The organism is Paraburkholderia sp. GAS348 (genome assembly GCF_050434205.1).
Lineage (GTDB): Bacteria > Pseudomonadota > Gammaproteobacteria > Burkholderiales > Burkholderiaceae > Paraburkholderia.
This window is the reverse complement of record NZ_JBNPVT010000010.1, coordinates 150902-172070: the sequence shown is the minus strand read 5'-3', so window position 1 is coordinate 172070 and position 21169 is coordinate 150902. Positions and strand designations below refer to the sequence as shown.

At 59.3% G+C, this 21169-nt stretch carries 17 protein-coding genes; 8 read left to right on the top strand and 9 right to left on the bottom strand.

Translation table 11 applies throughout. The features are described from left to right. Nucleotides 1-168: 168 nt before the first annotated feature. The 5 genes from P3T22_RS18835 to P3T22_RS18815 are packed head-to-tail and all read right to left on the bottom strand — an operon-like array spanning nt 169 to nt 6323. Nucleotides 169-2058 carry a UvrD-helicase domain-containing protein gene (locus P3T22_RS18835; protein WP_429325765.1) on the bottom strand — a complete coding sequence of 630 codons (1890 nt, stop codon included), beginning with the start codon at nt 2056-2058 and terminating at the stop codon, nt 169-171. Further along, nucleotides 2055-4040, bottom strand: a complete 1986-nt coding sequence (locus P3T22_RS18830) for an ATP-dependent nuclease (protein WP_429325764.1) — start codon at nt 4038-4040, stop codon at nt 2055-2057. Before P3T22_RS18830 ends, P3T22_RS18835 begins: the two co-directional genes overlap by 4 nt. A gap of 49 nt (nt 4041-4089) precedes the next feature. Continuing rightward, on the bottom strand, nt 4090-4386 hold the full coding sequence (locus P3T22_RS18825) for a hypothetical protein (protein WP_429325763.1): 297 nt from the start codon (nt 4384-4386) through the stop codon (nt 4090-4092). 15 nt (nt 4387-4401) lie between these two features. Next, nucleotides 4402-5367 carry a sce7725 family protein gene (locus tag P3T22_RS18820; RefSeq protein ID WP_429325762.1) on the bottom strand — a complete coding sequence of 322 codons (966 nt, stop codon included), beginning with the start codon at nt 5365-5367 and terminating at the stop codon, nt 4402-4404. 26 nt (nt 5368-5393) lie between these two features. Continuing rightward, nucleotides 5394-6323: a sce7726 family protein gene (locus P3T22_RS18815; RefSeq protein WP_429325761.1), complete on the bottom strand. Its 930-nt coding sequence runs from the start codon at nt 6321-6323 to the stop codon at nt 5394-5396. A gap of 450 nt (nt 6324-6773) precedes the next feature. Between P3T22_RS18815 and P3T22_RS18810 the strand changes: the two genes are divergently transcribed. After that, nucleotides 6774-7538 (top strand): hypothetical protein, encoded by a 765-nt coding sequence (locus P3T22_RS18810; protein ID WP_429325760.1) that lies wholly within the window; start codon nt 6774-6776, stop codon nt 7536-7538. 576 nt (nt 7539-8114) lie between these two features. On the opposite strand, the gene gyrB is transcribed toward P3T22_RS18810, so the two are convergent. From gyrB to dnaA, 3 genes are all read right to left on the bottom strand, one after another. After that, nucleotides 8115-10586, bottom strand: coding sequence for a DNA topoisomerase (ATP-hydrolyzing) subunit B (gyrB, locus tag P3T22_RS18805; protein ID WP_054037059.1), 2472 nt, complete (start codon nt 10584-10586; stop codon nt 8115-8117). Between the two features lie 114 nt (nt 10587-10700). Continuing rightward, entirely contained in the window at nt 10701-11804 is a 1104-nt protein-coding gene (gene dnaN, locus P3T22_RS18800) for a DNA polymerase III subunit beta (protein ID WP_054037057.1), read from the bottom strand. Between the two features lie 219 nt (nt 11805-12023). Continuing rightward, on the bottom strand, nt 12024-13658 hold the full coding sequence (gene dnaA / locus P3T22_RS18795; RefSeq protein WP_429325759.1) for a chromosomal replication initiator protein DnaA: 1635 nt from the start codon (nt 13656-13658) through the stop codon (nt 12024-12026). Between the two features lie 402 nt (nt 13659-14060). Between dnaA and rpmH the strand changes: the two genes are divergently transcribed. From rpmH to yidC, 4 genes are all read left to right on the top strand, one after another. Continuing rightward, complete coding sequence (gene rpmH / locus P3T22_RS18790; RefSeq protein WP_004198824.1) at nt 14061-14195, top strand: 50S ribosomal protein L34; 135 nt, start codon at nt 14061-14063, stop codon at nt 14193-14195. A 29-nt stretch (nt 14196-14224) separates the two neighbouring features. Then, complete coding sequence (gene rnpA / locus P3T22_RS18785) at nt 14225-14707, top strand: ribonuclease P protein component (protein ID WP_429325827.1); 483 nt, start codon at nt 14225-14227, stop codon at nt 14705-14707. A 106-nt stretch (nt 14708-14813) separates the two neighbouring features. Next, nucleotides 14814-15044, top strand: a complete 231-nt coding sequence (gene yidD, locus P3T22_RS18780) for a membrane protein insertion efficiency factor YidD (RefSeq protein WP_007180115.1) — start codon at nt 14814-14816, stop codon at nt 15042-15044. Between the two features lie 30 nt (nt 15045-15074). Continuing rightward, on the top strand, nt 15075-16733 hold the full coding sequence (yidC, locus tag P3T22_RS18775) for a membrane protein insertase YidC (protein WP_063497772.1): 1659 nt from the start codon (nt 15075-15077) through the stop codon (nt 16731-16733). A 104-nt stretch (nt 16734-16837) separates the two neighbouring features. Here yidC and P3T22_RS18770 read toward each other — a convergent pair whose 3' ends face one another. Next, a complete protein-coding gene (locus P3T22_RS18770) occupies nt 16838-17305 on the bottom strand; it encodes a hypothetical protein (RefSeq protein ID WP_063497771.1) in 468 nt (155 codons plus the stop codon). Nucleotides 17306-17653: 348 nt separating this feature from the next. Between P3T22_RS18770 and mnmE the strand changes: the two genes are divergently transcribed. The 3 genes from mnmE (at nt 17654) to P3T22_RS18755 (ending at nt 21161) form a co-directional block, all read left to right on the top strand. Continuing rightward, nucleotides 17654-19048: a tRNA uridine-5-carboxymethylaminomethyl(34) synthesis GTPase MnmE gene (mnmE, locus tag P3T22_RS18765; protein WP_429325758.1), complete on the top strand. Its 1395-nt coding sequence runs from the start codon at nt 17654-17656 to the stop codon at nt 19046-19048. A gap of 274 nt (nt 19049-19322) precedes the next feature. After that, nucleotides 19323-19760, top strand: coding sequence for a hypothetical protein (locus P3T22_RS18760; protein WP_063497769.1), 438 nt, complete (start codon nt 19323-19325; stop codon nt 19758-19760). Between the two features lie 189 nt (nt 19761-19949). Further along, on the top strand, nt 19950-21161 hold the full coding sequence (locus P3T22_RS18755; RefSeq protein WP_429325757.1) for a tyrosine-type recombinase/integrase: 1212 nt from the start codon (nt 19950-19952) through the stop codon (nt 21159-21161). Nucleotides 21162-21169: the final 8 nt, after the last annotated feature.

Here is a 21169-nt window from a genome sequence, read left to right as displayed (position 1 = left end):
GTGTCGGTTGCCCAGTATCAATCCAGCGCACCCTGCGCGGCAAATTGCGCCAAGGCGTCGAGAAGATGCCGTACCTTAGGCACCTCGTAGCCCATCAAACGCAAACGCCAGCCCAGCGTGCAGAGCTTGCCGCGGCCGGGACGACGATTGAAGTGGGCAATTGACGATTCAGGTCACATCTTCTACGACCCAACCCAGTGCTTCCAAGCGACTTCGATGCGCGGTGGTCAACCTTTTCTGATGGATGGCGAACGCCAAGAAGTGTCGCGGGCGTGTCGCCGCCACAAAAAGACTGTGAAGGCGACTTAACGTGTTGCCATCTGTTTCGGTAAGGCTCGATTTGTCTCCGCATAAAAACGGCAGTGACGCGGTGACATCGTACTTACGGTTGTAGACGCATTCAAGGACCAATGTTGCTGCGTGGGTTTCGCCTTTGACCGCTGCGATAGTCTCGACAACCGGACCGTGGGCCATTGTCCCCGGTTGAGTGAGACTTAGGGGTGCTGGCTGCGACTCACTGAACCGACTGATTTCACGCTCGCGCAGGTCATCAAGCGTGATGACTTGTCCCGCAATCGACGACAAACGCACGGCCAAGTCGCTCAGGATGACGTCCCAGTCGCTCTCAACGACGGATGGCGTAGGCATATGCAGCAGGTTCTCAACCATCGCGTTGGACTCGCGAAAAGCAGACTCTTCAGCGTAGGCTTCCAACTGGCGCCAAGTCTTTGCTTCCTTCGCTGGCGACCAGCCCAGGTCGCGCAAAAGGTGGAGAAAGGCAACTCGCGTGCGCGACGCCGCCTCCGCGAGATTGCGGGCTTCCGCGCGCGCGGCCGCCGCCAACTGCAGCGCCCTGTGCAAATTCACTATGTATGAGGCTTTTCCGGCCGCGGGAGCATCGATAGCAGCGTAGTCCCCGAGGAATCGTCCACAGCCCTCCGTCGTCGTCTCGTCCTTCCGTTGTCCCACGGCCTTGATGCCGTACCGCTCGATTTCGGCCGGCGATACTAATTGAGCGGCTCTCTCTCCAAAAGCTGGTATGACGGACTTCACGCTTTCGTCACTGAACGTGAAAAGCGTGACTGGCAGATTACTCTCGATATTGTCCCCGACGATGTCCTGACCAAACGCGCGCAAGCTGTTCGCAACGGCCGCGATGCCGGCGCCGAAGCGCTTGCTTGTCGATACCGGGAGCGAATCAGGGAGTGGGAACGCTGCGGCAGTTGTGTCGCCAATCCGCAATATGCGCTGGTTCACGTCGCCGAAGCGTTGGAAGATACTTTGCGCTCCCATAGCGCTCTTGAGAAGCGCATCTTGCGCGTCGCTCGTGTCCTGCATTTCGTCAACGAACACGAGCGGGAATCTGTACCCCAAAGCTCTGGAGAGCGCGGGATACTTCGCCAACGCGTGCTGAGCAAAGGCGAACATGTCGTCGTAACGAAAGATTCCGTCGGTGGTCAGTGACAGCTTGAGGTCTTCAATGAGGGCATACGTGGGTGCAGTCTTGCCCGGTAGAGTTCCATCCGCGCACGATAGCTCGAGCTCCGGACCGATGTAGCGCAGCGACCGTAACGCGGGAGCGTACTTGTTCGGCGAATTTCGGGCCAAAGCCCTCAGCTTGTAGTCTGCGTGGATTCGTAGCTCTGCAATCCTTCGACACTCATTGTCGTCAATCACTCGCACTTCGACGCCAGAGCTACGGAGCAGCGGTAACGACACGAATTTGTGAATAAACGTCTGGATTGTACCGATAAAATGAGGGTGTGAGAAAAGGAGTGCCCCGTAGCGGCTTTCACGGAGCCTAGCCTCGATTTCCTCGCGAGCAACGTTCGTATGCGAGACGACACAAATTCCTCGGTTCGCGTGCTGCCATTTCTTCGCCAGAATAGATAACTTCGCGGCCAAGAGTGTTGTCTTGCCACTTCCGGGCGCAGCCTGGACGTCTACGGTGCCATCCGCCAACAGAACGGCTTGACGCTCTGGGTGCGTAAAGTCCAGCGAAGGATACTCAACTTGCAGTTCGTCGATGTCTGCCTGAGTAATAGCGGGGATGCTCACGGCGTTGCTCCCGGCGAAGCTACAACGCTCGCACCCACGGCGGACGCCGCGCCGGTTGCCGACGTTGTGGCGGGCGGCGTCACGCTGTCTGTAGTCACGTAGCGAAGCGCATTCTGGAGATAGGTCGGAAGCGCCGCCAAAAGACTCTGACCCGAGCCGTAATTTCCAGTCTTGAGCAGATGAGCGCAAAATTGAGCGGTGATGGCTTTTGACGCTTGTTTCGTCTGCAGCGGCTTGTAGACGTTCGCAGCGATTTCGTGCGCGGCCTTCCCGTCTTTGACGTAGCCGTCCCAGACCACCTTAGCTGACGTCAGCTCAGTTTCAATTTCGGTTTGAGTTAGAAAGCCATCGTCGCCGGCCTTCTTTGCCAACGCGACCGCATCGTGGAGTAGTTTTGCGCAACCTGACGCGGCCATGTCGTATTCCAACGTCCAGTCGTCTGAGACGAAAACCTTGGTGGAACCGCCTTCGGCACGTTTCTCTTTCCGTTTCACGTGGTCAACAATCTCGGCGGCCGTGTACTGGTCAAAGAAGCGTTTTCCTTTTGTCGGGCGTTCAACATAGTCGATGTGTGCCGGAACGATGTCGCGGTCAGTAATGCATGCGACCGGGATAGGAAGGAGCTCATCGTTCTGGCGCTGAAGGATGCGCGCGTATCTGAACAGGCCGACTGTGCCGACGTTGACGATGGACACGCCGTGTTCCGAGAACGACAATCCGCACTGAGCTGCTAGCGTCGGGAGCAGAATGGCTTCGGCTGGGCCTTCGACAATGACGACCGACCGAGCAAAGAAAAGGTTCGCCTTTGTGCTGTCGAGGAAGCGCTGAAGGAACGCGTAGTCCCCATCTTCGAGTTTGGTGAAACCTTTCCTTAAAGGGTAAGGTTTACCTTTAACCATCAAAATCGTGCTCTCAACCGGCGCCGCTGATGCGAGCGTGGGGCTGTGGGTGCTTATCAGCACTTGAACGGGCTGCTCCTTGCGCTCCGCGTGTTCACGGAATAACTCAAGAACGCGGCCTTGTAGCTGGGGATGAATGTGCGCTTCGGGCTCTTCAATCAGCAGAAGAGCCAGCTCCTCGCCTTCGCTTAGGAGAACAAGCTCCGCCGACATGAAAAGGACATTGTTGTAGCCAAGACCGCGCGCACATTGTTCAAATTCCGAAACTCCGATTGGTGGCAACAGAGCAAGTTCCAGCTTCTCCAGGATTTGGAGAAGTGACATCCTTGATGAGATGCCAATGCGCGACGATAGCTGGTCGCCGGAAAACGAGACCCGAGCAAGGTGCTTGTCATTAACCTCTTGCTGTACAGCCTTAATAACTTCGCTTGACGAGATTCGATGCTGAGCCTGCTGCATGAATCCCACAAGCGTCGTCGGTTGCGTGGACGCGTCGTCACGGTCGAAATCGTCAAGCTCCTGGCCTACGATGTTCTTGTGAGCCTGCAAGATTTGCGAAAGTCGTGACTGGCGACCCGCGCGCAATTCAGCTTCCGCGTCACGTAGCGGTCTAAGATAAGTAGCGCGAATGAGGTCACGCACTGCGGCGCCAATTTCGACACCCGAGCCGTCATGCCCGGACATCACGACGGCGACAACATTCCCGCGGTTCCGACCAATCGGTTTGCCAAATTTTGCGGTTACGTGAACGACAAGATAGGGGTCACCTGAACTCGGGTACGTCAGCCATTCAACGACTGTCGCCCGTTGTTCTTTCGACAAGCCGCGGAACTCGGCTTCGAGCCAGAGTGTTTTCGCACGCGTGTCCCCTTCGATATGGAAGTCGTGCTCTTGAATTCTCAAGAATTCATAGCTCGTGGTCAGTAGCACATGCCGAATTGCATCGATGACCGACGTTTTGCCTGCGTCGTTCTCCCCGACGAGCACATTGAGACCCGAAGCGAACTCGAGTTGCAAATCCGTGCCGCTTTCCTTGGAGCCAAACACACGGAAGTTTTCACCACTTATTCGATGTAGGTACACGTTCTTTCTCTTCGCGTAGATATATTTTTCCCGGGGCGCTTCTTCTGACTCAACCCGTCTTACGATTCCGCACCTGCGCGAGAGTCTTCCGTTCCGATATGTCACGCGCGTTGCGGCCGGCACTAAACATTGTTCGAGAAGCCGCGACCGCAGTGGTGAAGGCCGGATGCAGACCCAGCATGAGGCTGATTGAGTTATGGTGGGTGAAGGATGTCGTCCCCTTGCCGCTGTGCGGCGAGCGCGAGCGTTTCATCATGCGCGCATAGGTCAGGATGCCACGCGCGGGCGCGGCATGACCACAGTGGCCGCGCTGCTCACGGTTCCGCTGCGCGGCCATAAACGGCATGAGGGCTCGCGTCGCTTAGAGCTGACCGGTGAGCAGTTGATGCATCAGAGCGACATGGTGATAAATCTGCCGCTCTTTGCTCTTCCCCAACCCAGGGTAGTGTTGTGCCGCGACGTCGTCAGCGTAGTCCTGCAACGCTTGGTCGTTGCCGAACTTTCGCGGAAACTGCCGAGCGCGCGCGACAAGTTTCCCTGCGGCCTGGAGAAATTTTTCGCCGACGGTGCCAACGTTGAGTTCAACGTCGTCGGAAACGAAGTGTTCAACCCACACGTCTCCGCCTCGCTCCTTGAACGTGCCGTGTACCGCTACCGCGGCGGCAGGACCGCCACCCGCTTCAAACGTGGCCCCAAGGATTGTGTAATCGCCGAATCCGACCGCTACTTGCTGATAGTTCAGGTGTCGGTCGGTGAAGAACTCGATGCCGACGTAGTCAGCATTGCGCGCCTTGCGTTGGAAGTCGTCGCGTACATCCACAACCTTTTCACGAGGAAGCATCGCTCGATGCGCCGCGCTCATCCGCTCGTGCAGGTTGATATGGAATCGGATGTTCGCCCTTTCTGCTAGCCGTTGTACCTGAGCGTCCGACAGCCGGGCATTCAAGTACAGCAGGGCGACGTCGCGCTCGCGATATTGCGTGAGGAAATCTCTGATTTGCTCCGCGGTCGTCGCTTGCGAGCACAGCAGGCCAGGCATCAAAGAACCGTGCGCGTCGATAGCTTCCTCGATAGGCTCAATCCAACCATCGAGGCCACGGCCATGGAATTCGTGCTGGTATGGGTTGGTAACGACAATCAGGTTGTCATTAGCCGCCCCGAAATCGTTCAACAGTCGCTGCAACTGCGCATGGGCGCGATTGACAGGCTCTAGTATCGGAATAACGGTGTCTCGAAGCGGGTAGTTACTACGCAACGAACGTAATGCCAACATCTCCGACTGCCGAGCGTAGAGATAAGGAAAGTACAAAGTTTGGCCCTCTCGCATTCCGCCATGCAGGCGGAGAGAGAGCCTCAGGCGAGCTGGAAGCCGACGTTCTCTCTCAATACAGAGAGTGCGGTTTCTCTCTGGCGCCCTGACAACGGAGTGGCGTAGCCAAGCACGCGCAAGCTCTCCGGCAGCGCGGTCACAAAGCGCACGGTTTCCCCGTCAGTTTTCCTTTTTCTTAATGCGTCGACGAAGATAGCATGCGCCTCCAGGGACGTAAACTCCCTGAAAACCTCACCGCAATAGGCTTGGATAATCCCGGATGGTTTCACTACCGGCGCGCCGGTTTTCATCGAAACAGCATCGATATATTCGGCTTTCTGAAGGCAGTTGAATATGGTTTGGGGTGATACGTTATTGCGGTTGGTCAAAGGCTCGCGAATCTGTCGCAGGGAGCCCCGCTCGGTCAGGACAAGGACACCAACGCGCGGGTCAACGATTTCAGCGTAGCTTTCCGCGCAGCGCGGATGGGTCACCAAACAAACGCGGTCAAACGCAGCCAAGAAGTCCGATGTCTGTGTAGTGAGGCGTCGCGGTGTGTCGAATTCAGTTTTGATTTCGTAGGCAGTCGACGTGCCGTTGAAGACCGCAACGTCGACGATTGAACGCCCGACGGGAAGCTCTACGTGCAGCGACGCAGTGTTTGGACTGTGCCTTCCAAACACTATCCGGCCGGCAATTTCAGTCTTGTAGACGAACTCGTTGCGATACGCGCGGCGAATCTCGAGCCACGCAGACTCAAATAACGATGCCAACGGTTGGCCCTTGGCCGCCGTCAACAGTCCATGCTCCGCCAGGAACCCGAGCGCTACCTGCCAGTCTCCAGACCGCGCAATATCGGCAAAAACCGGTCGCGTGAACATGCGCGCGAGCAGCCGCAGCCGCTCCGCTGAACTCAAGGTTCGGCGCGGTGCGCGTGATTTCGCAAGTGGAGCGACGGATTGCAAAGCAGCCATTTGGTCTGGGTTATTGTCAGCGGGCGTACCTGCCGTATAAGTCGGTCGCCATTGTAATCCCGGCGCCGTTATCATTGCCAGGTCGCAGAAATCAGTGCCAGCTACCTCCCGTGTTGCCCAGCCGGCGCGACTCCTCCTCGCTACGTGTCCTCGTTTGGCCCGCGCACTAGACGTTCGAACAAAGGCATGCCCTTGCGCCAACCCGCGATGAGAAACGCGCTCATGGCCAACGAACCGACCCAGACGACGTTTGGTGCCGTCATAATTTCAGCGCAGGTAGCCGCGCGTTAGAACAGGATACCCACCGGTCATTCCTTCACGCCTTTGCTTCCGTGCTGAACACCTCGCCTATGCGGGCGGCGCCAACGCGCGCATCCGCTGGTTTCGTGCGTCGAAATGCATGCCGCATAGCCACACTACATAAAACAACATATACGGACCAGTACAAAAATGAATTTCAAGCTTTTCGAGAAATACGAATCTGCAATCCGGGGCTACCAAGGCGACCCGCTATCGCCCTCTCTCCGCATGTTTCGGGACGGCGAACTGGAGGTTTGCTACGCGCCGTTCGAATGGGTGAACCCTTCCGCTAAGGTAGTGTTCGTTGGCATTACCCCGGGGAAGGTGCAGGCAAACAATGCATTGGTCGAGGCGCAGCGCGCTCTGGTCGAGGGTCTACCCACAACCGAGGTGCTCCGCCGCGCCAAGCATGTCGGCGCGTTCTCGGGAAAAATGCGGCCGCGGATTATCGCCCTCATGGACCACATCGGCCTGCATCGGTGGTTGGGCTTGCATTCGACCGAAGAGCTCTTTGGTGAGGCGTCTGACCTGCTGCAGACATCGTCACTGCTCCAGTTCCCGGTGTTCCAAGCCGGAGAAAACTACACGGGCGCCTCGCCCAAGCCCCTGAGGGACCCCTTGCTACGCATGCAGATGCGAGACCACTTCGGTGAGATGGCCAAAGCGATGCCTGATGCCGCGTTCCTGCCACTGGGAAGTGCTGCGTCTGAAGGAGTCGAATGGCTAAGCGAGCAAGGCTATTTGAGCAAGGCGCGGGTTCTCCATGGGCTCCCGCATCCGAGCACAGCGAACGCCGAGCGCGTTGCATATTTCCTGGGCGAGAAAGCACGGGCCAACCTATCCATCAAGACCAGTGCCAAAAATCTCGACGCGGCACGCGACAATCTTTTGAATGCGGTGGCGGCGCTGACTTGAGAGCGCTCGCACATTGAGGGACGCTTTCGTCGTGTGCGCGACTGCCAGGCGGAAGGTGGCGCGGCGGGAGCGTACGGATGGAGGGGCCCGAAGCTGGCCGGGGCGGCGATACGGGGGCGAGCGGCGGAAACGGCGGGAGGAGCGGGTGCGGCTGGCGAAGGCCCGGCGCCGAAGCCGCGGGGCCAACGGAGGGGAAGGTTTCCCTGCCTTTGAGGCGTTTCCGAGGTGCCACGCCCCAGTTCTATTAGTTTCCCTTAAGCCCCGTCCCGCCTTGGTTTGCGGGCGGTCCGAAGACTTTAAGGAAAACTTTTGCAGTGAGCTTTAAGTAAAACTATTAGAACTTGCCAACAGGTCCCTGACAACCGCTTTACACAGCCCACCATCACCGACTTCGCCAGATTCCACCTTTTGGCGACATCGAACTGAAAGATGCACCACCCTCCGCTTGGCAATCTTTTCGAGACGGTGGACGTTGATGAGTTGTCAGTTAATTCGAGCTATCAGGGAAAAAGACCCATAAGTTTCTCAACTTATGGGTCCCAGATTCTCAGGTTATGCGTTCAGCTACATACGCCCTCAAACGTCAATATTCCCCGCCCTCAACGCATTCGACTCAATAAACGCTCTCCGCGGCTCCACATCATCCCCCATGAGCGTCGTAAAGATGCCATCAGCCGCGATAGCATCCTCAATCTGCACACGAAGCAAGCGACGCACAGTCGGATCCATCGTCGTCTCCCAAAGCTGCCCAGGGTTCATCTCACCGAGACCCTTATAGCGTTGCTTCGAGATGTTGCGTTCAGCATCAGCCAGCAACCACTTCATAGCGCTCTTGAAGTCGGTAACAGCCATACTGCGCTCGCCACGTTTAATGACAGCCCCAGTCCCAATCAACCCCTTAAACGTATTAGCGGTATTGATCAGCTGTTGGTAATCAGCGGTCAGCTGGAAATCCTGATCCAGCACAGAAATCTTCTGATTACCGTGATGAGTCCGCGCAACGCGCAGCGAGCGCAGCTCACGGACCGGGTCATACATCGTCGTGACCTTAACCTCAGGCTTCAACGCATCATCCCGCAGCTTCGCTTCAAGCGCCGCCGCCGACACCGCAGCCGCTTCCTCGCTAGACAGGTCGATAACAACCCCATCCATCACAGCCTCAAGCGCCCCAGCGTCATACAACCGGCTCAGACGGTTAACCACAGCTTGAGCCAACAAATAAGCCCGAGCCAACTCCCCAAGCGCATCGCCGGTGATAGGCGTAGCCCCTTCAGAAGCCAACAACTCCGACCCCTGCAAAGCCAGCTTCAGGATGTGAGCATTAACCTCAGCCTCATCCTTCAAATACCGCTCATCCTTACCCGCCTTGATCTTGAACAGCGGCGGCTGCGCGATATAGATATACCCACGCTCGATCATGTCCGGCATCTGACGATAGAAGAACGTCAGCAGCAGCGTGCGGATGTGCGCGCCGTCCACGTCAGCATCGGTCATGATGATGATGCGGTGATAACGCAGCTTGTCGAGGTTGTAGTCTTCCTTGCCGATCCCGCAACCCAACGCAGTAATCAGCGTCACAATCTGCTCCGAAGAAAGCAGCTTGTCATAGCGCGCCTTCTCCACATTGAGCACCTTGCCGCGCAGCGGCAAAATCGCCTGAAACTTCCGATCCCGCCCCTGCTTCGCCGACCCACCTGCCGAGTCACCCTCGACGATATAAATCTCAGACTTCGCCGGGTCCTTCTCCTGGCAATCCGCCAGCTTCCCAGGCAAACCAACGCCATCCAGAACGCCCTTACGACGCGTCATTTCACGCGCCTTGCGAGCCGCATCCCGCGCCCGCGCCGCATCAACAATCTTGCCGCAAATGATCTTCGCGTCATTCGGCGTTTCCAGCAGGAATTCTTCGAGCGCCTTCGCGACCACATCCTCCACCGGCGCGCGCACTTCCGACGACACCAGCTTGTCCTTGGTCTGCGCGCTGAACTTCGGCTCCGGCACCTTCACCGACAGCACGCACGAGAGCCCTTCGCGCATGTCGTCGCCGGCCGTTTCGACCTTCGCTTTCTTCGCGACTTCGTGATCGGTGATGTACTTGTTCAATACGCGCGTCATCGCCGCACGCAACCCGGTCAGGTGGGTGCCGCCGTCGCGCTGCGGAATGTTGTTCGTGAAGCACAGCACGTTTTCGTTGTAGCTGTCGTTCCACTGCATCGCCACTTCCACGCCCACGCCGTCTTTCTCGCCGCTGATGTGGAAAATGTTCGGGTGCAGCACGGCCTTGTTCTTGTTGATGTACTCAACAAAACCCTTCACGCCGCCCACGAACGCGAAATCTTCTTCCTTGCCCGTGCGCTGGTCGGTCAGCTTGATGCGCACGCCGTTATTCAGGAACGACAGTTCGCGAATCCGCTTGGCCAGAATGTCGTAGTGATATTCGACATTGCCGAAGATCGTCTCGTCAGCCAGGAAGTGCACTTCGGTGCCGCGGTTTTCGGTGTCGCCAATCAGCTGAATCGGCGAGACAGCCACGCCGTCGATCTCTTCGATCACGCGGTTCTGCGGCACGCCACGGTGGAATTCCATGAAGTGCTTCTTGCCGTCGCGGCGAATGGTCAGGCGCAGCCACGCCGAGAGCGCGTTCACGCACGAGACGCCCACGCCGTGCAGGCCGCCGGACACCTTGTAGCTGTTCTGGTCGAACTTGCCGCCGGCGTGCAGTTCCGTCATCACGATTTCAGCGGCGCTGCGCTTCGGATCGTGCTTGTCGTCCATCTTCAGGCCGGTCGGCACACCGCGGCCGTTGTCGGTGATCGAGATCGAGTTGTCCGCGTGAATGATCACCTGGATATCGTTGCAATGCCCCGCCAACGCTTCGTCGATGGAGTTGTCCAGCACTTCGAATACGAGGTGATGCAAACCGGTCCCGTCTGACGTATCCCCGATGTACATCCCCGGCCGCTTGCGTACCGCCTCCAGACCTTCGAGGATCTGAATCGAGGAGGCGCCGTAGCTGTTATCGGGTTGCGAATTGTTCGTTTCAGTCATGGATTTTTTCCGGTTCTGCGTTACTGCAAGGTTGCTGCTCGGGACTTTTCAAAACACCATAAAAACGCCAAAGGGGCGCTGCGCCCCTTGGTGTGTTCTTTGGTTTTGGACGCGTTAGATGCGCATCGGCATCACGACGTATTTGAATTCGTCGTTCTCGGGAATCGTGATCAACGCGCTGGAGCTGGCGTCGCCAAGGCTCACTTGCAACATGTCGACCTTCAGGTTCGCGAGCACGTCGAGCAGATACGTGACGTTGAACCCGATATCGACGCTGTCGCCGTCGTACGCGATTTCCAGTTCTTCCTGCGCCTCTTCCTGATCGGCGTTGGTCGACATGATCTTCAACTGGCCCGGCTCGATGATGCAGCGCACGCCCTTGAATTTGTCCGACGTCAGAATCGCGGCGCGTTGCAGCGAGCGCTGCAGTTCTTCACGGCCGATCACGAACTGATTCTTGTGCGACTTCGGAATCACGCGCTGGAAGTCGGGGAATTTGCCTTCCACCAGCTTCGACACCAGTTCGACCTGGCCGAACGTGAACTTCACCTGGGTCGGCGCGATGTCGATCTTCAGCGTGTCGTCGATGTCTTCCAGCAGACGCTGCAGCTCCAGAATCGTCTTGCGCGGAATGATCACTTCCTGACGCGCGAACGAGCCTTCGATCTTCATCGACGAGAACGCGAGGCGGTGGCCGTCTGTTGCGACCGCCATCAGCTGGTCGCCGTCTACCACCAGCAGCATGCCGTTCAGGTAGTAGCGGATGTCCTGCTGGGCCATCGAAAAATGGACCATGCCGAGCAACTGGCGGAACGTTTTCTGGGGAACCACCAGGTTCGCGCCGTAGTCTTTAGCCTGAGCGACGGTCGGGAACTCGTCGGCCGCCAGGGTTTGCAGCGCAAAGCGGCTCTTGCCGGATTGCACGGTCAAACGCTTGTCGTTCAGCGTGAGCGTGACCTGCCCGTCGGGCATGGCGCGCAGAATGTCGAGGAGCTTTCTTGCTGCCACCGTGGTCGCGACCGAATCGCCGCCCACGCCAAAATCGGCACGCGTGGTGATCTGCAACTCGAGGTCGGTCGACAGGAACGACACTTCAGGGCCGTTCTTGGTAATCAGCAAATTGGCGAGGATCGGCAACGTATGGCGGCGTTCGACGATGCCGCTCACGGTTTGCAGCGGCCTGAGGAGGTTATCGCGTTCGGTCTTGACCAGTTGCATAGAGTTCCTTCGTTGATATGACGGCCTGCGCGCCTGACTTGCCAGCCTTACAGCGCGCAACCGCGGCTCCCCGCCGGCGCCACGCAGCGCCTGTCACGGCGTGAATTCCGCCCGCGGCCGCCGGGCGGTTAAACCTGTATTGTGCCTGAAAACGGAACCGCTCCCCTAAAATGGGGGCGAGTTTGGAAATAAACAGGTCGTTTTTTCCATCCGACCTGCTTAACCTTTCAGTGTTTGCTCCAGCACGTGCAGTTCGTGATTCAGCTGCGCGTCCGTGCCGCGCTCGGCGGCAATCTTGCGCACCGCGTGCAGCACGGTGGTGTGATCGCGCCCGCCGAATAACTCGCCGATTTCCGGCAAACTCTTCTGCGTCAGCTCCTTCGCCAGATACATCGCGATCTGCCGCGGCCGCGCAATGTTCGCCGGACGCTTCTTCGAATACATATCCGCGACCTTGATGCTGTAGAAGTCAGCCGTGGTCTTCTGGATGTTTTCCACCGAAATCTGCCGGTTTTGCACCGTCAGCAGGTCTTTCAGCGCTTCTTTCGTCACTTCAATCGTGATTTCGCGGCCGTGGAACTTCGAATACGCGAGGATCTTGCGCAGCGCGCCTTCCAGTTCACGGACGTTCGAGCGCAGATGCTTGGCGACGAAGAACGCGACGTCTTCATTCAGGCTCACGAACTCCGATTGCGCCTTGCGCATCAGAATCGCGACGCGCATTTCCAGCTCTGGCGGCTCGATAGCGACCGTCAGGCCGGAGTCGAAGCGCGAGATCAGGCGGTCGTCGATGCCGGAGATTTCCTTCGGATACGTGTCGCTGGTGATGATCACCTGCGCCTTGTTCGCGACCAGCGCCTCGAACGCGTAGAAGAATTCCTCTTGTGTGCGGGACTTGCCTGAGAAAAATTGAATATCGTCGATCAGCAGCAGGTCAAGCGAGTGGTAGTAGCGCTTGAAGTCGTCGAACGCCTTGCGCTGGTAGGCCTTCACCACGTCGGACACATATTGTTCCGCGTGGATGTAGCGAATCCGCGCGCCGGCCTTGTCCATTAGAAGCTGGTTGCCGATCGCGTGGATCAGGTGGGTCTTGCCCAGGCCCACGCCGCCGTACAGAAACAGCGGGTTGTACGAGATGCCGGGATTGTCCGCGACTTGAATCGCCGCGGCGCGCGCCAACTGGTTGGCTTTACCGGTCACGAAGTTGTCGAAGGTCAGCACGGGGTTGAGCTTCGAACGCTCGTACATCGAGTCGTTCTCGCCGTTGCCGTTCGAGCTCGCGCTTTGGCCCGGCCGCCACGTGCGGCGTGCGGATGCGGCTTCGTTCGCGTCGAGGCTGGGGAGATCGAGGTCGGCGGCGTCTTCAGCGACCGCGCGTGCGTTCGCGTTGTGGTCAGCCGCAGCGCGTGCATTCGCGTTGAGCATCGCCATCGCGCTGTTCGCATCATTGGCGCGCGCAGCTTGCGACGCTTGTACGGCGCCGACGGCTGCGTCCACGGCGGCACTGCCGCCGTTTGAGCCAGACGAATGGCCGCCGCCCATCGAGCCAAGCCCAGAAGACGGACGCGACTGCGCCGACGACGTTGCCGCAGGGGCGCGCATGCCGGCTTTCGGGTCCAACACAAATTGCACATCGACCGGGGCGTGCCAGAAATCGCGGGCCATATCCGCGATCCGGCCGGAGAACTGGCTCTTGACCCAGTCGAGCTTGAAGCGGTTCGGCGCGGCGATGCTAAGCGTGTTCGCAGCGGCGTCGAAGGCGACCGGGGCCAACGGTTTGATCCACGTCACGTACTGCTGGGGCGTAAGCTCACGCTCCAGCAATGCGGAACAGTGTTGCCAGAAATCGTTCATCGAGTTGCTGTCGTTATGGTGTGCACGGCGGTTCGCCGCTGCCCCTGTCGCGCATGCGCAACAAGGCCCTCAGCAGCTAGACCGAACCAGGCGTAATGGCTCCAGGCGCTTGTGCCACAAGGGTTTGCGGGGCAAGCGAGCCGGAGCGGCGTGCAGGATTTTTGGGAAGTAAGGCGAGATTCTACCGCCAAAACGTCGGCGAAAGGGAGTTATCCACAGGGACCGATCATCCGGCGAAGTCTTCCTGGGGTCGGGCCAAACCAGGCTAAACTATTGACGGCCAAAAGAAAACCGGTTTAAATAGCGGGTTCCGCGAAAACCAATTCTGTAAACCTCCGGCCATTGCCGCTTCAGCGATGATCGTGCGGTTAATTTTCGATCAGTCGATCAAGTGAGAGCAACATGAAACGTACTTACCAACCTTCCGTTACCCGTCGCAAGCGCACCCACGGCTTCCGCGTTCGCATGAAGACCGCAGGTGGCCGCAAGGTCATCAACGCACGTCGCGCGAAGGGCCGCAAGCGCCTCGCCATCTAAGGCAGGCGAGCGGATTGCGCGCTCCGTCTATGCCAGGTGAAGCCCGCGGTGAAGCGGGAGCTGCTGGGGCGCCGCAACAGGGCTCGGTTCCGTTGCGAGCGCAAGCCGCCTTCCCCAAAGCCGCAAGGCTACTGAAAACGGATGAATTTTCATCCGTTTTTCGTTTGCGCCCGTGGCGCCGCACCGCGCACTTCGTGGTGTACGGCCGGCCCACCGGCAATGACGCTCGCTTAGGTCTCGTGATCGGCAAAAAGTATGCGCCGCGCGCGGCCACGCGTAATCTGGTGCGTCGACTCGCGCGTGAAGCCTTCCGGCTGCGTCGCGCGGAGTTCGGCGGTTGGGATGTGCTGTTGCGTCTGCACACGCGCTTCGACAAGAAGGCTTTGCCGAGCGCCTCGTCGTCGCCGTTGAGGGCGCTGTGCCGCAGCGAGATAGAGGCGCTGCTCGACAAGGCAGCGCGCGAAATTGTCCGTCGCGAGTCGCCGCCCGCGGAAGCGCCCAAGACGGAATGACGCTCACGTGACTGCCCGCTTTGCAGTACAGGCCGCTCCGGCAGCCATGCTGCGCGGGCGTCGCCCGGTACTCCACGTTGCGCGGCGCTGTTAGGCCGCACCAGTCATGCAAACGGTACTCATCGCTTTATTGCGTTTCTATAAGGTTGCCGTCAGCCCCATGCTCGGCAACCGGTGCCGTTTTTACCCTTCCTGTTCTGATTACGCGCGCGAAGCAATCCAGTATCATGGCGCCGCGCGCGGGACTTATCTCGCCGCCAGGCGTATTTGCCGCTGCCACCCGTTTTCCGCGGGCGGCATCGATCTCGTCCCGCCTCCTACTTCTGAAAAGCGCTGACGCGCCGTTCCATCGACACTGAGACAACGCATGGATATCAAACGCACCGTCCTATGGGTCATCTTTTTCATGTCAGCGGTCATGCTGTTCGACAACTGGCAACGCGACCACGGACGCCCGTCGATGTTCTTCCCGAGCGCCAACCCGACCAAGACCGTCGGTAGCGCCGCTCCGGGAACCACGACGCCGGGAACCCAATCCGCCGATCTGCCGGCCACCAACGCAGCGCCGGGCAATGCGCCGGCTGCCGCGGCCCAGGGCCAGTTGATCAGCTTCAGCACCGACGTCTATAACGGCGAGATCGACACCCGCGGCGGCACGCTGTCGAAGCTGTCGCTCGTCAAGCAAGGCAACGGCAAGCAGCCCGATCTGGTCATCACGCTGTTCGACCGTACCGCGAACCATACGTATCTGGCGCGCACCGGTCTGCTCGGCGGCGATTTCCCGAACCACACCGACATCTTCACGCCGGTGGCGAACCAGCCACACGATCTGACGGGCGACGCCAAGTCGTTCCAGCTCAGCCTCGAGTCGCCGGTCAAGGGCGGCGTGAAGGTCATCAAGACCTACACGTTCACGCGCGGCAGCTATGTGATCGGCGTCGACACGAAGATCGAGAACGTCGGGACCGCGCCGGTCACGCCGTCGGTCTATATGGAACTGGTGCGCGACGACACGCCGGTGGAAACGCCGCGCTTCTCGCACACGTTCATCGGACCGGCTGTCTACACCGACCAGCACCACTTCCAGAAGATGACGTTCAGCGACATCGACAAGAACAAGGAAGACTTCGTCAATTCGGCCGACAACGGCTGGATCGCGATGGTGCAGCATTACTTCGCGTCGGCGTGGATTCCGCAGCAGGGTGCGAAGCGCGACATCTATGTCGAGAAGATCGATCCGACGCTGTATCGCGTCGGCGTCAAGCAACCGGTGGCGACCATCGCCCCGGGCCAGTCGGTTGATGTGTCCGCGCGCCTGTTCGCCGGTCCGGAAGAAGAGCGCATGCTCGAAGGCGTCGCCCCGGGTCTGGAACTGGTCAAGGACTATGGCTATGTGACGATCATCGCGAAGCCGCTGTTCTGGCTGCTCGAAAAGATCCACAGCTATGTCGGCAACTGGGGCTGGTCGATCATGCTGCTCACGCTGCTGATCAAGGCCGTGTTCTTCCCGCTGTCGGCCGCAAGCTACAAGTCGATGGCGCGCATGAAGGCGATCACGCCGCGCATGCAAGCCCTGCGCGAACGCTTCAAGGGCGATCCGCAGAAGATGAACTCGGCGCTGATGGAGCTGTACAAGACCGAGAAGGTCAATCCGTTCGGCGGCTGTCTGCCGGTCGTGATTCAGATTCCGGTGTTCATCTCGCTGTACTGGGTGCTGCTGTCGTCGGTTGAAATGCGCGGCGCGCCGTGGATTCTCTGGATTCACGATCTGTCGCAACAGGATCCGTTCTTCATCCTGCCGGTGCTGATGGCCGTCTCGATGTTCCTGCAGACCAAGCTGAACCCGACGCCGCCGGACCCGGTTCAAGCCAAGATGATGATGTTCATGCCGATCGCGTTCTCGGTGATGTTCTTCTTCTTCCCGGCCGGTCTGGTGCTGTATTACGTGGTGAACAACGTGCTGTCGATCGCCCAGCAGTACTACATCACGCGGATGATGGGTCAGTCGAAGACGAAAGCGGCCTGATTGATGTCTTGCCTGCGGCGGGCGGCGGTAGCGCCCGCTGGCTGACAGGCAGAAGCAGAAGCTGGCTGTAAAGAAGCCGCCCGGTTTGCGCCGGGCGGCTTTTTTTATGACTCGGCCGATGGGCCCTTATCTTTCGATGCGTCTTCAGGCGCGGCGCCGGCTTCCTGTTGCGTGCCGCCGTCAAATTCAGTGATCAGTTCTTCCACCAGATTGCGCTGCTTCGGCGACAAACCCGCGAACCGGTTAGCCATCTGCGTAACCAGCTCGATCGTTTCTGGCGTCATCGGATATTTCTCGCCACGGGCAAGCGGTTTAGTCTTGCCGGACGGCGCGGGCCCATAGTGCAGCCAGTGAACGTCCTTTTGCAGCCACGTCGCTAAAACCTGCAACTTATCGCGCTTTGGAATCGTCGTACCCGCGAGCCATTTGTGCGCGGTTTGCGGTGAGACGGCAGGGCCACTGCTATAAAGCAGATTGAATTCCCTGGCCAAATCAGTCCCACCCTTAATATCTTTGGGGAGTGAGTCTTTCAGCCGTTTGGCGAAAGCTGCTTTTTCTTTGGAGGTCGGCATGGGCCCGATTGTGCAATTCGGCGCATAATCAGTGGACAACCAAACACGCAACTTTATAGCTCTAATAAGCTATTTTTAGCCTGAAATCGCCACCTAATAACGCGTTTCGCGATTTCTTCGATTACCATCTTTTCCTTGTGCAGAGCGCGTTTTAGGCATTCTGCTGCGTCGATTAGTCGCAAATTCATCTTAGGCTATCTTAGCTTGTGCGAGATAAATCCTTATTTGTCTTATGAAACTCGGGCCGCACCAGGAATCAGGCCCTGATCCAGAGCCAGAGAATGCTCCGCGTTACAATGCCCGGCGCCCGCTCCTGCGCATTCAATCCCTTCTGATAGCCTCGCTCCCATGCTCTCCACCGATTCCGATCCGATCGTCGCCATTGCCACCGCACCCGGCCGAGGCGGAATCGGGGTCGTGCGGATTTCGTGTGGCCGTGCCGGGGAAGCCGCCGCACAACCGCTGATGCAAGCCCTCACGGGCCAGGCGCTGGCGCCGCGTCACGCGAGCTATGTGCCGTTCCTCGACGACGCCGGCAACGCGCTCGACCGCGGCATCGCGCTGTACTTCCCCGCGCCGCACTCTTACACCGGCGAGCATGTGGTCGAGCTGCAAGGCCACGGCGGTCCGGTCGTGCTGCAACTGGTGCTGCAGCGGTGCATCGACGCCGGCCGAGCGTTCGGTCTGCGTCTGGCCGAGCCGGGCGAATTCACGCGGCGCGCGTTTCTCAACGACAAGCTGGATCTGGCGCAAGCGGAGGCCGTCGCCGATCTGATCGAGGCCAGCACCGAGGCCGCCGCACGCTCGGCGGGCCGCTCGCTCGACGGCGCGTTTTCGCGCGACATCCATGCGTTGGTCGAAGAGGTCATCACGCTGCGGATGCTGGTCGAAGCGACGCTCGATTTCCCGGAAGAAGAAATCGACTTTCTCGAAGCCGCCGACGCCCGCGGCAAGCTCGCGCGGATCCGCGAGCGCCTCGCGCACGTGTTGAGCGAAGCGCGCCAGGGCGCGTTGCTGCGCGAGGGTTTGTCGGTGGTGCTGGCGGGACAGCCGAACGTCGGCAAGTCGTCGCTGCTGAACGCGCTCGCCGGCGCGGAGCTGGCCATCGTCACGCCGATCGCCGGCACGACGCGCGACAAAGTCGCGCAAACGATCCAGATCGAAGGCATTCCGCTGCATGTGATCGACACGGCCGGCCTGCGCGATACGGAAGATGAAGTGGAAAAGATCGGCATTGCGCGCACGTGGAGCGAGATCGAACGCGCGGACGTCGTGCTGCATCTGCTCGATGCGCGAACCGGCATGACCGCCGAAGACGGAACGATCGCTGGCCGTTTCCCGAGCGGTGTGCCGGTGGTGCGCGTGCTGAACAAGACGGATCTGACCGGGCTCGCGCCGACCGTGACACCGCTGGACGCGGATCTGGATCTCAGCGAAGTACGGCTGTCGGCGAAACAGGGCGATGGTGTTGCGTTGCTGCGCGAGGAATTGCTGCGCATCGCCGGTTGGCAGGCCGGCGCGGAGAGCGTCTACCTCGCGCGCGAGCGGCATCTGATTGCGCTGCGCGCGGCCCAGGAACATCTGGCGACGGCTGCGGCGCACGCCGATCAGAATGCTCAAGCGCTGGATCTGTTCGCCGAGGAACTGCGGCTCGCGCAGGACCAACTGAACTCGATCACCGGGGAATTCAGCTCGGACGACCTGCTCGGAGTGATTTTCAGCAGGTTTTGTATCGGCAAATAACCTGTTGCCAAGCGACGCCAAAGCTCCACAAGTCAGGCCGTCTAAAAGACTTATACCATCTGAGTTTTCCTCCAACTTTCACCAAGCTTCCGTAATAAACAGCAACGAGCTCTTGGCACACAAAAGCGGACTCCCCGAAATCGCGTGTGCCACAGACAACCCTGATCCGCAGCCAACCCCTGTACAAAAACACAGTATATGAGTCTACAATGACCCGCAACTGTCGCCAAGCTATGGCAACCCAACATATCGCATGACGAGGCAGGAGCCGCCTATGTTGAATAGCAAGCCCATCACAGCGCTGCACCACCACACATTCGAGAGCATTAAACAGGTAACCGAGGACGGCGCAGAGTTTTGGTTCGCGCGAGACCTTGCGCCTCTGCTTGACTACCCTCAGTGGCGCAACTTTGTGCCGGTGCTGGAGAGGGCGCGTGAAGCCTGTCGCCAAAGTGAACAACAGGTGGAATACCATTTTGCGGACATTCGCAAAATGGTCGAGATCGGCTCCCGTGCACAAACCCAGACTGAAGAAAAGCTGCGGCGCGAGGCGGTCAAGGGTAAGCAGCACGCTAACCAGACGCACTTCGAGGTTGGCAGCAAGGTGCGCCAGACGATCCAGGAGCTTGGCGGAACCATGCCCGAAAATCTGCCGACTCCGGAAACAAGCATCAAGCAGGTTGAGCAAGCGCAGAAGAAGCTGAAGAAATGAAACCCGGCCTTGATGGCTGACGATCAAACCGCGCCCACATCGAACCAACCGCCGAACCCGGCTTCGCTTGAGCGCCAGTCCGCGATGCGCGTTACCCAGCGCGGTACGCACGGAAACTCTAGTCATTCCTTTGGTACACAAAAGACAGCCGGTCTAAAATCACCGCTGCCCGCGCATCACCGATCCCCCATGCCCAAACTAGCCGCCCCCCTCTCCGAATCGCAGATTCGCGCGCTCGAACCGCGCGCCACCCGGTATTGCGTCGCAGACGGCAACGGCCTCGTCATCGAAATCATGACGACGGGCACCAAGGTCTGGCGCTTCCGCTACTCACTGAACGGCAAGCGCCAGCCGCTCGTCACGATCGGCGACTACCGGATGATTTCGCTGCGGGTCGCGCGCGCCAAGGCGCAGAAGTACGCCGACATGGTCGCGAGCGGCGCCTCGCCGGTGGCGACGGCGCGCCGCGACCGCGGTGTGGAGAGCAAGGTCGAGGTGCTGCGCGAGGGCGCGGAGCTCTATCTCGCGACGGAGATGGCCGGCAAGTCGGCGGAGTATCAACGCACCACGCGGCGCGCGCTCGAAAAAGATGTTCTCCCCGCCATTGGCGCGAAGCCGATCAAAGCCGTAACGGACGACGACATCCGCGCAATATGCGATCAGATCAAAAGCCGCGGCTCGCCCAAAATGGCGCTGCACACGCGCAACGCGGTCAAGCGGCTCTATGAGTACCTGATCGCCAGGCAATTCGCTACGGCCAATCCGGCGGAACTCATCCCGGCCCGCTTCATCGCGACGCCGGACAGCCGCACCCGCGTGCTCGCGCCAGACGAAATGGGCACCATGCTGCGGGCGATCTATGCATCGAACATTCGACGTCCATTGAAATTGGCTTTGCACCTGCTCGTGCTGACGATGGTGCGGAAATCGGACATCGTCGAGGCCGCCTGGTCCGAATTCAACCTCAACGCAGCGCGCTGGACGATCCCCGCCGCGCGGATGAACAAGGGCCGCGAGCATGTGGTGTATCTCTCGCATCAGGCGGTCGCCCTGCTCCGCGAGCTTCAGGACACGAAGACCAGCCGGAATTTCGTATTCCCGAGCGTGAGGGGCGACGATCGGCCGATCGCCAAAAGTACACTCAACCAGGCCGTCAAATCGCTCGGACTCGACGCGGAGCATTTCGTCCTACATGACTTTCGACGTACCGCCGCGACCCACTTGCGCGAAATGGGGCAGCCTTCGGACGCGATTGAAAATGCGCTGGCGCATACCGTCAAAGACATCCCGGGCGGAGACGGCCACACTGAGCATGCCGCGGAACGGCGTCGAACCTTGCAACTGTGGGCGGATTTTGTCGACGCCCAGATCGAGAGCAGCCGACAACACGTGTTCGCCTAAGTACGGGA

Coding starts and splice junctions, on each gene's coding strand:
- P3T22_RS18825 (WP_429325763.1), bottom strand. CDS start 4,386: ATGCCGTTTATGGCCGCGCAGCGGAACCGTGAGCAGCGCGGCCACTGT.
- P3T22_RS18820 (WP_429325762.1), bottom strand. CDS start 5,367: ATGCGAGAGGGCCAAACTTTGTACTTTCCTTATCTCTACGCTCGGCAG.
- P3T22_RS18815 (WP_429325761.1), bottom strand. CDS start 6,323: ATGGCTGCTTTGCAATCCGTCGCTCCACTTGCGAAATCACGCGCACCG.
- P3T22_RS18810 (WP_429325760.1), top strand. CDS start 6,774: ATGAATTTCAAGCTTTTCGAGAAATACGAATCTGCAATCCGGGGCTAC.
- gyrB (WP_054037059.1), bottom strand. CDS start 10,586: ATGACTGAAACGAACAATTCGCAACCCGATAACAGCTACGGCGCCTCC.
- dnaN (WP_054037057.1), bottom strand. CDS start 11,804: ATGCAACTGGTCAAGACCGAACGCGATAACCTCCTCAGGCCGCTGCAA.
- dnaA (WP_429325759.1), bottom strand. CDS start 13,658: ATGAACGATTTCTGGCAACACTGTTCCGCATTGCTGGAGCGTGAGCTT.
- rpmH (WP_004198824.1), top strand. CDS start 14,061: ATGAAACGTACTTACCAACCTTCCGTTACCCGTCGCAAGCGCACCCAC.
- rnpA (WP_429325827.1), top strand. CDS start 14,225: ATGCCAGGTGAAGCCCGCGGTGAAGCGGGAGCTGCTGGGGCGCCGCAA.
- yidD (WP_007180115.1), top strand. CDS start 14,814: ATGCAAACGGTACTCATCGCTTTATTGCGTTTCTATAAGGTTGCCGTC.
- yidC (WP_063497772.1), top strand. CDS start 15,075: ATGGATATCAAACGCACCGTCCTATGGGTCATCTTTTTCATGTCAGCG.
- P3T22_RS18770 (WP_063497771.1), bottom strand. CDS start 17,305: ATGCCGACCTCCAAAGAAAAAGCAGCTTTCGCCAAACGGCTGAAAGAC.
- mnmE (WP_429325758.1), top strand. CDS start 17,654: ATGCTCTCCACCGATTCCGATCCGATCGTCGCCATTGCCACCGCACCC.
- P3T22_RS18760 (WP_063497769.1), top strand. CDS start 19,323: ATGTTGAATAGCAAGCCCATCACAGCGCTGCACCACCACACATTCGAG.
- P3T22_RS18755 (WP_429325757.1), top strand. CDS start 19,950: ATGCCCAAACTAGCCGCCCCCCTCTCCGAATCGCAGATTCGCGCGCTC.